This is a genomic window from Xanthomonas sp. SHU 166, assembly GCF_000364685.1.
Lineage (GTDB): Bacteria > Pseudomonadota > Gammaproteobacteria > Xanthomonadales > Xanthomonadaceae > Xanthomonas_A > Xanthomonas_A sontii.
The window spans coordinates 1-13,759 of sequence record NZ_AQOJ01000786.1 but is presented as its reverse complement, the minus strand read 5'-3'; the positions used below and the strand labels follow the sequence as shown (position 1 = coordinate 13,759).

At 68.0% G+C, this 13,759-nt stretch carries 12 protein-coding genes; 4 read left to right on the top strand and 8 right to left on the bottom strand.

Annotation, left to right across the window (positions count from 1 at the left end):
* Nucleotides 1-143 precede the first annotated feature (143 nt).
* A complete protein-coding gene (locus D180_RS18215) occupies nt 144-2,213 on the bottom strand; it encodes a LodA/GoxA family CTQ-dependent oxidase (protein WP_017913919.1) in 2,070 nt (689 codons plus the stop codon).
* A gap of 37 nt (nt 2,214-2,250) precedes the next feature.
* The gene (locus tag D180_RS18210; RefSeq protein WP_232760576.1) at nt 2,251-3,375 is read right to left on the bottom strand and encodes a hypothetical protein; all 1,125 of its coding nucleotides are present in this window, start codon (nt 3,373-3,375) and stop codon (nt 2,251-2,253) included.
* Nucleotides 3,376-3,454: 79 nt separating this feature from the next.
* Here D180_RS18210 and D180_RS24275 point away from each other — a divergent pair, with 79 nt between their 5' ends.
* On the top strand, nt 3,455-3,832 hold the full coding sequence (locus tag D180_RS24275; protein ID WP_198526581.1) for a hypothetical protein: 378 nt from the start codon (nt 3,455-3,457) through the stop codon (nt 3,830-3,832).
* Between the two features lie 319 nt (nt 3,833-4,151).
* Here D180_RS24275 and D180_RS18205 read toward each other — a convergent pair whose 3' ends face one another.
* The 6 genes from D180_RS18205 to D180_RS18180 form a co-directional block, all read right to left on the bottom strand.
* Nucleotides 4,152-4,868 (bottom strand): YitT family protein, encoded by a 717-nt coding sequence (locus tag D180_RS18205; protein WP_053069717.1) that lies wholly within the window; start codon nt 4,866-4,868, stop codon nt 4,152-4,154.
* A gap of 152 nt (nt 4,869-5,020) precedes the next feature.
* Nucleotides 5,021-5,617 carry a hypothetical protein gene (locus D180_RS18200; protein WP_017913916.1) on the bottom strand — a complete coding sequence of 199 codons (597 nt, stop codon included), beginning with the start codon at nt 5,615-5,617 and terminating at the stop codon, nt 5,021-5,023.
* A gap of 429 nt (nt 5,618-6,046) precedes the next feature.
* Nucleotides 6,047-7,546, bottom strand: coding sequence for a diguanylate cyclase (locus D180_RS18195; RefSeq protein WP_017913915.1), 1,500 nt, complete (start codon nt 7,544-7,546; stop codon nt 6,047-6,049).
* Nucleotides 7,543-8,805, bottom strand: a complete 1,263-nt coding sequence (locus D180_RS18190; protein WP_017913914.1) for a WD40 repeat domain-containing protein — start codon at nt 8,803-8,805, stop codon at nt 7,543-7,545. Before D180_RS18190 ends, D180_RS18195 begins: the two co-directional genes overlap by 4 nt.
* Before the next feature lie 156 nt (nt 8,806-8,961).
* Nucleotides 8,962-10,092, bottom strand: coding sequence for a PilT/PilU family type 4a pilus ATPase (locus D180_RS18185; RefSeq protein WP_010344137.1), 1,131 nt, complete (start codon nt 10,090-10,092; stop codon nt 8,962-8,964).
* A 127-nt stretch (nt 10,093-10,219) separates the two neighbouring features.
* Entirely contained in the window at nt 10,220-11,257 is a 1,038-nt protein-coding gene (locus tag D180_RS18180; RefSeq protein WP_010344138.1) for a type IV pilus twitching motility protein PilT, read from the bottom strand.
* A 100-nt stretch (nt 11,258-11,357) separates the two neighbouring features.
* Between D180_RS18180 and D180_RS18175 the strand changes: the two genes are divergently transcribed.
* The 3 genes from D180_RS18175 to D180_RS18165 form a co-directional block, all read left to right on the top strand.
* Nucleotides 11,358-12,035, top strand: coding sequence for a YggS family pyridoxal phosphate-dependent enzyme (locus D180_RS18175; protein ID WP_255325532.1), 678 nt, complete (start codon nt 11,358-11,360; stop codon nt 12,033-12,035).
* Nucleotides 12,036-12,351: 316 nt separating this feature from the next.
* Nucleotides 12,352-13,380: a hypothetical protein gene (locus D180_RS18170; protein ID WP_017913913.1), complete on the top strand. Its 1,029-nt coding sequence runs from the start codon at nt 12,352-12,354 to the stop codon at nt 13,378-13,380.
* A 131-nt stretch (nt 13,381-13,511) separates the two neighbouring features.
* The coding region (locus D180_RS18165; protein ID WP_043091305.1) for an NAD(P)-binding domain-containing protein at nt 13,512-13,759 on the top strand (248 nt) is incomplete at its 3' end.

Genomic DNA, 13,759 nt, shown 5'->3' with positions numbered 1-13,759 from the left:
CCTCGACCCCGCGCGCGGCCAGCGCCAGCGCCGTGGCGCAGCCGGCCGCGCCGCCGCCGACGATGGCGACGGCGCAGCGGTCGTGCGCGCTCATCGGCGTGTCCCGTCCAGAGACGTCCATATGCTCCCGAGGTGCGTGCTCATCACACCTTCGGATCGACCGGCATGTTCGCCATCGGCCACGGCGCCACGAACTCCTGGCCCGGATCGAACTGGCTCGCCACTTCGAGGAACAGCTCGGCCGGGTACGGCGGCTTGCCGGAAACCTGCGCGATCTGCGCGCCACTGATGACGAAGCCCACCTTGGACCAGTTGGCAACGAAGTCCGCGTACGCCTGGAAGCGTCCGGCCCTGGTCGGATACGGACTGTCGGTGCCTTCGCCACGCACCGAATAGACCTGCGGCCCCAGGTACCAGGTGTCGTCGTCGGGGTCGACCTGGCACAGCGCCGCCGGGTAGACCGCGAACGGCCGCTCGGCCGGCCACGACCAGAACAGGGTGTTGTTCGGATTGACGGTCTGCTGCCCCGGATTGGGATCGGGCAGATGGGTGGCGCAGGAGTTGTAGTCGGTGTGCCAGGGCACCGACATGAACTTGGACAGGTCGCCCGGCTCCACCAGGTGCTGCTGCAGCGGCACATAGCCGAAGCTCAGGAACGCGCTGCCCTGATTCGCTTTGCTGTAGTCCAGCGGCGCCTGGTTGATGCGGAACGGTCCGCAATCCTGGGCCTTCCAGTCCTGCACGTAGAGGTTCACGTCGCGGATCGGGAACGACACCTCGATGCCCGGGCTGTAGCGGCCGCCGAGGCAGTTCTGCAGGGTGACGCGGTCCAGCGCTTCGCCAGGGCCCAGCACAGGTGCGCCGCCCTGCACGTAGTTCTTGCCGTGCCACTGGCTCAGCAGGAAGTATTGGGTGGAACTGACGCTGAGAAAGCTCTTCTGCGCATCGCCCAGCGACAGCGGCATCATCGGCGAGCCGGTCTCGGTGTCGGCGGCGGAGGCCGGGTCGCGGATCAGCGTCTTCAGGTTGGGAATCTTCGCGCTCGGATCGTCGGTGGGCTGGATCTGCCCGATCGTGTCGTGCCCCTTGATCGCCGCCGACGGCAGGTTGGTGTTCCAGCGTTGCAGCATCGCCGCGTGGAAGATCGGCTGAATGTCGTCGCTGAAGGACGGCGTGTAGCTGGAGAGGAATTGCCCCTTGTCGTAAAGCGATGGCACCAGTTGCAGTTCGCGCACCCACACGTCGTAGACGTCGTCCCAGGTGGACACCACGTTACGGGTCTGCGGCGCATAGCCCGGATCGCCGGTGACGTACCAGGCACCCTGCACGCTGGCGGTGGATCCGTCGTTGAAGATCAGCACGGCATTGACCGGGCCATCGGCCGCGTCGTCGTACCACAGGCCGTTCTCGGTCGCGTCCTCCAGCGGCGGATAACTGCCATCGGCCCCGATCACTGCCGAGGTGCGGGCGAAGCCGCCGGCCACGATCAGCGCACCGTTGGCCTCCACGCGCATGTCGCCCAACGAATCGAGTTTGCCGAGCGGTTCGTGCAGCGTATGGAACATCGAGGGAAAGCTGACCGGATAGGCCGGCTGGGGGTGGATCGTGCCGCTGGCATCGGCGTAGCTGGCGGTGCTGGTCATGTCGAAGCCAACCACGGCGCTGCCCGCCGCGGCGGCGCTGAGCGCGCGCGGTCCTGCATCGATCACCAACTGCCGCAACCGTGTCGGATCGTTGGGATCGCTGGGATTTGCGGCATCGGGATAGTTCGGGTTGCGCAGTTCCAGCAGCCCGGGCTCCTCGTAGGCGCCGATGCCGCGAAACTGGCCGCCCTGGCTCACCGTCGAATAGTTGTTGAGCTTCTTGTTGGCCAGATGCACGGTCCACACAATGTCCTTGACCGTCTTGCCGTCGATCGTGCTGCCGACGTCCACGCGCACGCCGCCGCCATTGGGATAGCTGCCGGAACTGCCGCTGGGATAGGCATAGATGTGGAAGCGCGCGGCCTGGCGCTTGACGTTGCCGGCGGCGTCGCGGAACTGCTCGGCGGTGATCGGCGTGGACTCGGTGCCGGGCTGCACCGGCAGCCCGCCCATCAGCCCGTCGGCACCGCGGGTGCCGGCCGCGGTCACCGGTGCGAGATAGAACTCCTGGCTGTCGCCAACGCGGCCGATGCCGATTGCCGGATGCACGCGAAACACGTTGCTGGTCATGGTGACTTGCTCCTGATCCGGATGAGAGGGGCGCGCCTCAGCGCGGCGTGGCCGGCCGCGCCGCCGGCGGTGCCTTCTGCGGCAACTGCGCCTGGAAGTAGTCGTTGATCACCACATGGCTGATGTTGACGTTCAGCCCCGGCAACGACTGCGCGCGCGGATCGGGCGAAATCACCTGGGTGGTGTTGTGGCAGGCGAAGCAGTTGTTCTGCGTGCTCTGCACCTGGGTGAAGGTCTCGATGGTGGAATTGGACAGCTTGATCGAGCCGGTGAGCAGCGGCGGCGCACCTTCGGGTGTCGGCGAGGGAATGCATTCCAGGGCCGAACCCGGCTGGAACGTGCAGTTGGGCGCCAACGCATCCTTGGCCACGAACCAGATCGCACCGACCTCGAAGTAGTTCTTCCACACGTCGTTCAACTGGCTCTGCACCGAGGTGTTCATCGACTGGATGTTGGCGATGTTGCAGTCCTGGCCGCTCGGGCACGGCTTCTGTCCGCCGTACGGCACCATGCGGCAGACCTGGGTCACCGGACTCAGGGTCTGCGTCTGCGCGTTCAAGGTCAGCGCACCGGCACCGGCGGCGTTGACGTTGCACTGTTCGATCGGGGTACCGGCCTTGTAGAAGGTCCAGTCCTTGTCGGAGACGGGCTGGCCCGGATTGAGCGACGTGTCCACATCCGGCGCATTGTCGCGGTGCTCGAACGTGGCCCAGATCATTTCCGGATGGCCGGCGACGGTGCCGCCGATGTGGAAGCCGACCAGCGCCACGGTCTGGGTTTCGGTATCGCCGGTGGCGACGATCTTGCCCTTGCGCATGCCCAGCTTGGCGATCTGCGCCTGGCGGGTATAGAACGTGGATACGTCCTCGCCCGGCTGCACCACTTTCCACGCCGCCTTCAGGGTCATGCTGCCGACCGGAAATGCCGCCGTCGGATCGAAGGCGCGCAACGCCTTCGGATCCTGCAGGTGATTGCTGGCGATGAACTGGCCGAACACGTCGTTGGAATGGATCGAGTAATAGACCGCGCGTCCATGCCGATCCACCAGCACGCCATCCGGCCCGGCCTGATCGATCAGTTCCACCGTGCGCGCCTGCTGCGAGCGGCCGATCAACGGATCGAGGACGCCGTCGGCCACGCCGCCAATGCCATCGCTGGACATGCTGAGGAAGCGCGGCTGCCCGCCCACGTCCTGGGTCAGCCACAGGAACGTATTCCACGACCACTGATGGAACTCGCAATTGCTGCTGGACTGGAAGCCGGCCGAATCCGGTGCCGGCGTCTGCGCATGCGGGAACCACGAGGGCGCTGGCGCCGCCGGTGGCGCGCAGCTCGATGCGCTCGGCATCGGCCCCGGCCCGGCCCCGGGTGCAGGTGTCGGCGTGACTGTCCCGCCACCGCTGCCGGGCTTCGATCCCGACCCAGGATTCACGGCAGAGCACGCCGCGACCACTACACAGACCAATGCCGCGAATCCCATCGCACGTTTCATCGCACTGCCCCTCGTTCCGTGGAAAAGCTGTAAGCGCCGGCATCCGTCGCGGCACGCCGGACAGGCAGCACCGCGCCGCCGCGCAGGCGCGGCGTCGAACATCGTGGTGAACGTCATGCAGATGTGATCGCGCTCCCCGCGATCGCCTTGCGCCGTCCGTGCGCACTCATCCTTTCTTAGACAGCAGCATGCGCTGCGTCACACTTGGACAGCAAGGCTGTTTCGTAGACACCGCGGAGATTCCGTAGACAGTTACCGTCATGCACGGGCGATGCCGTGCCCAGCACAGTGCAGCGGCACGCCGATGGACGGCGGGCATTGCATGCATGTCCTGCATGACCAAGCGCAACACGGGCGGATCGCGCGACGTTCGCGCCCCCGCAAGGAACCCCTGCATGCTGCGACGCGCGCGTCGCCGATCGCGCGACGGCGACCGGCGGCGGACCTCACACGCCCATGTAGCGTCCGGCGCGATGGTTGAACATCAGCACCAGGCTCAGCACCACCGCGCCGATCGCCGAGTACAGCACCTGTTGCGGCGCCAGCAGCCAGAACGCCACCGCCATCAGCGCCGCGTCGAAGCTCATCTGCACCTTGCCCGCGCTCCAGCCGCGGCTGCGCTGCAGGTAGACCGCGAGGATGCCGACGCCGCCGAGGCTGGCGCGGTGGCGGATGAAGAACAGGATGCCGAGCCCGACCAGCGCGCCGCCGACCAGCGCCGAGAACAGCGGCGTCATCGTCGCCCATTGCGCCCAGCGCGGCAGCAGGTCGGTCAGCAGGCCGCAGGCGGCGACCGCGACGAACGTCTTGAGGGTGAATTCCCAGCCCATGCGCCGCACCGCCAGCCAGTAGAACGGCAGGTTGACCAGCACGAACATCAGGCCGAAGTTCCAGCCCAGCGCGTAGTGCAACAGGAAGGCCACGCCGGCCATGCCGCCGATCATCAGCCCGCCATGGGCGAACACCGCCAGCCCCAGCGAGGCCACCAGGGTCGCCAGCAGCATGCCCTGCACGTCCTCGGCCACGCTGTGGCGCAGCGCGCGCGCATCCTGCACGGTGCCGGCCGAATCCGGCGGCGGGGTCAGTGGTCCAGCGGTGACGACGGTGCCGTCGTCGGGCAATGGGTCCAGGTCCGGACGCAGATCGGAATCGGGAAGGCTCACGGGAGGGGGCACAGCGTGGGGGGCGGTATTAGACACCAGGCGGGTGGTGGTTGCATATGAAACTTTGAAGACTCGCAACGGATCGTCCCTGCCGCGTGTCGACGCCGGATGCCGACCCTGTGGCCTCCCCGATTCCGCCTGGCGTTCGTGACCTATCGCTGCGGCAGATCGATGTCGATGGAGTGGCCGATGGTCACCGCCCTCATCATCGTGATCATCACCAGCAGCGCGAACGGCCCGGCAATCGCCAGCCACGCCCAGGTCCAGGCAGTGAAGCGCTCGGCCGCGCTCTGCGGCAATCCGCGCGTCTGCTTGAACCGCGCCAGGCGCTGGTTGACCAGCACGACCGGCGTCCACGTCAGCAGCGTCAACAGCGACAATGCGGAGGGCCACACGCCGAGCAGGCTCAGGCAGACATAGGCCAACGCCGGCCCCAGCCAGCCGACCAGTGCGCCACGCTGCGCGCCGATGATGCGTTCCAGCCCGCGAAAGCAGGCGAATACCCAAAGCAGCGAGAACACCGAGCGCCACACCGGCGAGATGCGTCGTCGCCCGGACAGCAGGCGCAAGGCGCGCCAGTTGCGGTAGAACCAGTACAGCGCATACCAGCCGAAGCTGGTCGCGCACAGCAGCGCCAGCTTGGCCGCCGAGGGCGCGAACAGCGTGGACAGCGGGTCGGCGGGTGCCGCAGCGGCCGCGGTGTCAGGCAGCGCGGCGACCGGGGCGGCGTAGGGGTTGTCGGTTTGCATGGCTCGCATTCTGGCGCACCGTCCCCTCATCCGCCTCTTTGGGGCACCTTCTCCCGGTGGGAGAAGGAACAGCTAAAGCCCCTCTCCCACCGGGGCGACAGGGTGCGGCCTGCGCGCCACTGGCGCGCGCCCGCTGGAGCGCCCGCGCCGCACGCGCGGGCCGGGGCGTGGAGCGGGGGTTGGGGTGAGGGTACGGCGCGGAGCGTCTCGCAGCGCCAGGACGCACGAGGCTCCGCCCGCACCCTCATCCGCCCCTTCGGGGCACCTTCTCCCGAGGGGAGAAGGAACAGCTAAAGCCCCTCTCCCCTCGGGAGAGGGGTTGGGGTGAGGGTACGGCGCGAAGCGTCCCGCCGAACCAAGACCACGAGGCTTCGCCCTCCCCTCATCCGCCCCTGCTGGCAACTCCTCCCGACGGGACAAGCGGAACCCTCAGCGCACAGCCACCGCGCGGCGCTGCCGCTTGTCCGCGTACATCTCTGCATCGGCGCGTTCGAGAAGCTCCTCCAGCGCCTCCGCGTCCAGATCCCGGCGGTGGCACAGGGCCAGGCCGAAGCTGGCCGACAGTACGGTCGCGAATCCGTCGTCGTCGCCGGGCTTGGCAAGCGCACCGCGCAACGCGTCGATCAGCCCCTGCGCCCTCTCCGGCGTGGTCAGCGGCAGGTAGAGCGCGAACTCGTCCCCGCCCCGGCGCCCCAGCAACTGGCCCGGCCGCAGGCAGCGCCGGCAGCGCTTGACGAAGGCACGCAGCGCCGCATCCCCGGCGGCGTGTCCGAACTGGTCGTTGATCGCCTTGAGGTTGTCCATGTCGGCGACGATCACCGCCAGCGGACGCGGGTCCTGCGCGGCCACTTGCAGATCGTTGAGCACCTGCTCCAGGAATCCGGTGCGCGACAGCGCCGCGGTCACCGGATCGCGCACCAGCGCATGGCGCAGCCGCGTGTTGTCGGCATAGAGCCCGGGGACGGCCAGGCCGAAGTAGCTGTTCGCCGCCAGGCTGATCATGGCGAACTGCAGCGCGAGCGCCTGCGCCTCGAGCCGCAGCAACGGCGTGGTCACGGCGATCAGCAGGCTGAAGGCCGCGATCGCCACCAGCGCCTGCAGCATCCCGTGGGTATGCACGATCCACAACTGGATCACCACCACCACGAACAGCGCGAACACCACGGCCGGCTGCCGCGGCAACGCCGCCGCCAGCGCCATCACCACCAGGGTGACGCCGAGCAGCAACGCGAGCTTCACCAGGTAGGCAGAGACGCTTCCGGCCGGCGCGACCATCCCCGACAGGCGCGGGATACCCGGCTGCGGCACGATCTGCAGCCACTCGGCCAGGCGCAGCACCCCGACGATCGCCAGCGGGCCGAGCGCCAGCAGGCCGGCGTAGTCGCCGATCGCCCACGGGATCAACTGCGCCAGCATGCTCGGCAAGTCGATCGCGCCGGTGACGGCCAGCCCCGCGCCGCCCAGGCAGGCAGACAGCAGCGACGCCACACCGCCCCCCAGGATGAAGCAGGTCACCACACGTGGCAGGCTGCTCGAGGACACCCCACGGCCGACCAGGCGCAGCAGCCAGGCCAGCCCACCCCAGACGCAGAACTGCTGGGCGGTGAACAACAGCGCGTATCCCAGCACCGCCCGACCGGGGACCACGGGGTGGCCGCTGGTGCGATAGAAGCTGAGCAGCGTGGCCAGCACGCAGGCGCTGGCGATCGCCGGCGCACCGCGCCAGCCCAGCACCATGAACGTGGCCAGCGTCACCGCCACCGGCGGGAACCACAGGCTCGCATGCGGCTGGTAGTCCAGGACCCGCGCCAACTCGAAGACCGCCAGCCACGCCGCCACCAGCACCACCGACAGCACCAGCAGCGCGCCGGGACGGCGCGGCGCCGCGACGCGCGTACGCAACGGCGCCTCGGCGTCCCGGCCTGTCATCCATCCGACTCCGCGCGGCCACGGCCGATCGCCGAACCGGGGCCGACGAAGGCGGTGACCGAGCCGTCGTCGCTGCCGCCCACCACCACGGTGGCACCACTGTTCAGCCGGATCGGCCAGCTCATGTTGTCCGTGCCATAGGACCAAAGCGCCGTGCCGTCGACCGCGTTCCAGAGGGTGAACCCGCCGGGCGTCCCATCGGGATGGCCATCGGCCAGCCCCAGCCAGCGCCCGTCAGGGTCGAACGCCAGGCAGTTGGGCGAGTGCGCGCTGTGCGCGGTCCACTGCAGCGTCGCAGCGGTGCCGGCATCGGCGTACACGGCGACGACGCCACCGCCCTTGAGATTGCCGGCGATCGCGGCCTTGTTGCCGGCGCGATCGCAGGCCACCCCGTAGATGGTGGTGGCGCCCTCGGGCACCGTCTCGGTCCAGGCCGGCCCGGGCGTTTTCTGGAACGCCGCCACGTCGAACGCGTACAGCGTGCCGTCGCTGGCGCCGGCATAGGCCCTGCGCCCATCGCCGGACAGCACCGCGCCGTGGGTGTAGGCGCCGTTGGGCAACTGCCAGCGCGCCAGGGCCGCCGCTTGTCCGGACGTGATCGAGAACAGGACGATCTCGCCGTGATAGCTGGCCACCAGCCCGGTGGCGCCGTCTGCGGCGATGCCCGTGGCGACCACGGTGTCGCCCTTGCCGCTCAGGGCGATGCACACGGGCGCACCGAAGGACGCGTCGCCCTCGCGGCAGAACAGATAGCCCTGCTCGGCCCCGGCCAGCAACGTTTGCCCACGCGCGTCCAGCGACACCATGTTGCCGCGACCGGGGAGCGCATAGGACAGCAATTCCTTCCCGCCCGAGACCGCCCAGGCACCGATGAAGCCGGCGTACGGTTGCTGGCTCTTCCAGCCGCAGCTGGCCATGGTGCCCCCGTCCCCCGCGACATCGACCCAGTACACGCCCTGCCAGCCTTCGAATTCCTTCTTCAGCAGCAGGTTGCCGGCCCCATCCCAGGCGTAGGTGCCGTAACACCCTTGCTGATCGTTGCCGACGTCGCTGCGCGTGGCAGCAGGCGCGATACGCTCGAAGACCTTGCGCTGCTCGACAGGCACTGCGTCCAGCCCGGACGTCTGCGTCGTATCGCCGTAATCGTGGAAGAAGGTGCCGGCGACGATGACATTGCCATCGTCGGACACCGCCACGGAATTGATGTAGTCGCCGGCATGCGGCTCGTTCGACCAAAGCACTTCAGGCAGTTCGTTCATGGCGGCTTCCCTCCCTTCGGCTGACGCGTCCACGATGGACCGACGACGGACGCTTGATTGAAAACTCGACACCCGCACAGGAACGCGAGACAACTGGCGCGATCCTGGTTCCGCACCGGCGCACCCTGCGGCCGGCCCTGCGCTCGCCCACCAGGCTCAGCGCACCTCGGCGATCTCGACCCCGTCCAGGCCCTGCGCCAGGGTGCGCGCGTCGCCGCCCTGCGCCAGCTTGATGCGCAGGCGCACCTCGTTCTGCGAATCGGCGTGGCGCAGCGCATCCTCGTAGCTGATCTCGCCGGCCTGGTACAGCTCGAACAGGCTCTGGTCGAAGGTCTTCATGCCCAGGTTGGTGGACTCCTTCATCACGTCCTTGAGCTTGTGGATCTCGCCCTCGCGGATGTAGTCCTGCACCAGCGGCGTACCGAGCATGATCTCCATGGCCACGCGGCGGCCCTTGCCGTCCGGGGTCGGGATCAGCTGCTGCGCGACCACGCCGCGCAGGTTCAGCGACAGGTCCATCAGCAGCTGGCTGCGACGGTCCTCGGGGAAGAAGTTGATGACGCGGTCCATCGCCTGGTTGGCGTTGTTGGCGTGCAGGGTGCACAGCACCAGGTGGCCGGTCTCGGCGAAGGAGATGGCATGGTCCATGCCCTCGCGGGTGCGCACCTCGCCGATCATGATCACGTCCGGCGCCTGGCGCAGGGTGTTCTTCAGCGCGTTCTCCCAGCTGTCGGTGTCGATGCCGACCTCGCGCTGGGTGATGATGCAGCCCTCGTGCTTGTGCACGAACTCGATCGGGTCCTCGATGGTGATGATGTGCCCGGTGGAGTTCTGGTTGCGGTAGCCGATCATCGCCGCCAGCGAGGTCGACTTGCCGGTGCCGGTGGCGCCGACGAAGATGATGATGCCGCGCTTGGTCATCGCCAGGGTCTTGATCACCGGCGGCAGGTTCAGCTCGTCCACGCTGGGAATGCGCGTCTCGATCCGGCGCAGCACCATGCCGACCTGGTTGCGCTGGTAGAAGCAGCTGACGCGGAAGCGCCCGACCCCGGCCACGCCGATGGCGAAGTTGCACTCGTGGGTCTTCTCGAACTCCTCGCGCTGCGCCGGCGTCATCACGTTCAGCACCAGGTCGCGGCTCTGCTGCGGGGTCAGCGGCGTCTGCGTGATCGGGGTGATCTTGCCGTGCACCTTGATCGCCGGCGGCATGCCCGAGGTGATGAACAGGTCCGACGCCTTCTGGTGCGCCATCAGTTTCAGGAAGGAGGTGAAGTCGATGGTGCTCATGGTCGGCTCCTTCGGAGCTGAGAATCGGGAATGGAGAATCGGGAATCGCAGCAGCGGGCATCCGGAAGCGGGAAGGATGGGGCGGTTGCTCTTCCCATTCCCGATTCCCTATTCCCGATTCCCGGCCTCACTCGAACAACCGCTTGTCCTTGGCGTACTCGCGGGCCTGGTTGCGGGTGATCAGGCTGCGCTTGACCAGGTCCTGCAGGTGCTGGTCCAGGGTCTGCATGCCGTTCTGCTGGCCGGTCTGGATCGCCGAGTACATCTGCGCGACCTTGTCCTCGCGGATCAGGTTGCGGATGGCGGGGGTGCCGACCATGATTTCCCAGGCCGCGGTGCGGCCGCCGCCGACCTTCTTCAGCAGCGCCTGCGAGATCACCGCGCGCAGCGACTCGGACAGCATCGAGCGCACCATCGGCTTCTCGCCGGCGGGGAACACGTCGATGATGCGGTCGATGGTCTTGGCCGCCGAGCTGGTGTGCAGGGTGCCGAACACCAGGTGGCCGGTCTCCGCCGCGGTCAGCGCCAGGCGGATGGTTTCCAGGTCGCGCAACTCGCCGACCAGGATGATGTCCGGGTCTTCGCGCAACGCCGAGCGCAGCGCCTCGTTGAAGCCGTGGGTGTCGCGGTGCACCTCGCGCTGGTTGATCAGGCACTTCTGCGAGGTGTGCACGAATTCGATCGGATCCTCGACGGTGAGGATGTGGCCGTACTCGTTCTTGTTGATGTAGTCGATCATGCCGGCGAGCGTGGTCGACTTGCCCGAGCCGGTCGGCCCGGTGACCAGGATCAGGCCCTGCGGCTGGTCGATCAGCTGGCGGAAGATCGGCGGGCAGCCCAGGTCTTCCAGGGTCAGCACTTCCGAGGGAATGGTACGGAACACCGCGCCAGCGCCGCGGTTCTGGTTGAACGCGTTGACGCGGAAGCGCGCCAGGCTGGGAATCTCGAAGGAGAAGTCGACCTCGAGGAATTCCTCGTAGTCGCGGCGCTGCTTGTCCGACATGATGTCGTAGACAAGCGCATGCACCTGCTTGTGGTCCAGCGCCGGAATGTTGATGCGGCGGACGTCGCCATCGACCCGGATCATCGGCGGCAGGCCCGCGGACAGGTGCAGGTCGGACGCCTTGTTCTTGACCGAGAACGCCAATAGTTCAGCGATATCCATACGCTGCTTTTCCCCTTGGGCTGCGACTGGAAGGATGATTCCCCGGCCGGCAGTATAGCGCCCTTCCCTTTGCCGGAACGCCGCCGTGCCCCTCTCTCCGCTGCAACAGATTCGCCTGGACATGGACCGCGCCGCCGACGCCGCAGGGCGCCCGCACGCGCAGTTGCTGGCGGTGTCCAAGACCCAGCCGGCCGAGGCCGTGGCGGCGCTGGCCGCGCAGGGGCAGCGCGCCTTCGGCGAGAACTACGTGCAGGAAGCGGCGGCCAAGATCGCCGCGCTGGCCGAGGCCGGACTGGAATGGCATCTGATCGGCCACCTGCAGTCGAACAAGGCCGAACAGGCGGCGACGCTGTTCGACTGGGTGCAGACCGTGGACCGGCCCAAGCTGGTCGCCGCCCTGGCCAAGGGCCGCGCGGCAGCACCCGAACGCGCGCCGCTGAACGTGCTGATCCAGGTCAACATCGACGACGAGGCCAGCAAGCATGGCTGCCAGCCCGACGCCGTGGACGTGCTGGCCGCGGCCATCGCCGCGCAGCCGGCGCTGATGCTGCGCGGGCTGATGGCCATTCCCGCGCCATGGCCGGAGGCCGAACGCCGCATCGACGCGTTCGCGCGCATGCACGCCCTGTTCGCGCGGCTGCGCACCGCCCACCCGCAGGTCGACACCTTGTCGATGGGCATGAGCGGCGACTTCGCCGACGCCATCGCCGCCGGCGCCACCATGGTGCGGGTCGGCACCGCCCTGTTCGGGGCGCGCGGTCCGCGCGCTTCCGGCTGAACCGGCTGCTGCCGCGCCGCATTACCGCAGTGCCCGTGACACCGTGATGATTTGTCTACGGCCGCTTCAAAATCGATTCACCAACATCGGAATTCTGTCGTAGGCGATCTCGTTGAAAACCATAGAATTTCGGGATGAATGAAAGGTTCGCGCCGACAGCGCTTCCTGAACCATGCGACACGGTTGCAAACCGTTAATTCAGTCACGTTTCAGACGCACGCGCTTCGCTTCCATGGCGGCCGACCGCGGGTACTCCGCAGTCCATTGCCGAATGCGCTCGGCTCGAACGAGGTCACAGATGCAAGCATCCACCCGATTGCTGTTCGCCTCCTGCGTCATTGGTCTGCTGCACGTCCCCGCGGCCATGGCCGCGCCGACGGCGACGCCGGCCTGGACCAACGAAGAAGCGATGATGTCGCCCGCGGAAGTCCAGGCACGCACCGCCTGGCGCGAAACCATGGCGCATCAACCGACGCCGGCGGAAGGCTGCTTCCATGCCAACTTCCCCGATACGCAGTGGCAAACGGACGTCTGCAAGACCCTGACCCGCCGCGTGCATCCGATCCCGCACAAGATCCTGTTCGGCGCCACCGAGACCACCGGCAACGGCTACGACTACGCGCTGCGTTCCAGCAGCCTGATCAGCAAGGTCGTGGGCAGCTTCCCGCAGGTGACCGGCGTGACCTCGGAGAAAGGCGTGGGCGTGGCCTCCTTCGGCGGCGGCGGCATCCTCGGCCCGAACGAGTACTCGCTGCAGATCAACTCCAACTACAACGCCACCACCAGCGTCTGCGGCGGCCGCTCCGGCTGCACCGTGTGGCAGCAGTTCGTCTACGCCACCGACTACGAGACCCAGGGCCAGGCCGCGGTGTTCATGCAGTACTGGCTGATCGGCTACGGCAGCAGCTGCCCGAGCGGCTGGATGAGCGGCGGCGGTTCGGACTGCTACCGCAACAGCAATGCGGTCAGCGCGCCGGACGTGCCGGCCACGCAACTGGCCAACCTCAAGCTGACCGGTTCGGCCACCGCCAACGGCAACGACACCATCACCTTCACCAACAACGGCACCGCCTACAGCGTCAGCGCCAGGGACAGCGTGGTCAAGCTGGCCACCGTGTGGAAGGACGCCGAGTTCAACGTGGTCGGCAACGCCGGCGGTTCCAGCGCCAACTTCAACTCCGGCTCGTCGATCACGGTGAAGGTGGCCGCCACCAACGGCTCCACCGCCGCCCCGACCTGCGCGGCCAATGCCGGCAGCACCGGCGAGACCAACAACCTCAACCTGGGCAGCTGCTCGACGGCCGGCGGCAGCACGCCGTCGATCACCTTCACCGAGTCCAACTGAGGCCGTCGCGCCAGACCGCACGCAGCGGCTGGCGCGTTCTCGCCCGGCACCATCCGGTTGCGCCGCACCGCAGCACTGCGGCGCGGCGCAACCGCTACCATGACGCTCCCTCTTCGCGACGGTGTTGCGCCATGGCTTCCGCTTCCCCCGATTCCCACGCCGCCGACATCGCCTTCATCGGCGGCGGCAACATGGCGCGCAGCCTGATCGCCGGTCTGGTCCGGCAGGGCGCCGATCCGCGCCGCATCCGCGTGGCCGAGCCGGTGGCGGCGCTGCGCGAAGCCCTGGTCGCCGAATACGCCGTCCACGCCGTCGCCTCCGCGGCCGAGGCCGCCGACGGCGCCGCGCTGTGGATGTTCGCGGTCAAGCCGCAGGTGCT

Coding starts and splice junctions, on each gene's coding strand:
- D180_RS18215 (WP_017913919.1), bottom strand. CDS start 2,213: ATGACCAGCAACGTGTTTCGCGTGCATCCGGCAATCGGCATCGGCCGC.
- D180_RS18210 (WP_232760576.1), bottom strand. CDS start 3,375: ATGTCCAGCGATGGCATTGGCGGCGTGGCCGACGGCGTCCTCGATCCG.
- D180_RS18200 (WP_017913916.1), bottom strand. CDS start 5,617: ATGCAAACCGACAACCCCTACGCCGCCCCGGTCGCCGCGCTGCCTGAC.
- D180_RS18195 (WP_017913915.1), bottom strand. CDS start 7,546: ATGACAGGCCGGGACGCCGAGGCGCCGTTGCGTACGCGCGTCGCGGCG.
- D180_RS18190 (WP_017913914.1), bottom strand. CDS start 8,805: ATGAACGAACTGCCTGAAGTGCTTTGGTCGAACGAGCCGCATGCCGGC.
- D180_RS18185 (WP_010344137.1), bottom strand. CDS start 10,092: ATGAGCACCATCGACTTCACCTCCTTCCTGAAACTGATGGCGCACCAG.
- D180_RS18180 (WP_010344138.1), bottom strand. CDS start 11,257: ATGGATATCGCTGAACTATTGGCGTTCTCGGTCAAGAACAAGGCGTCC.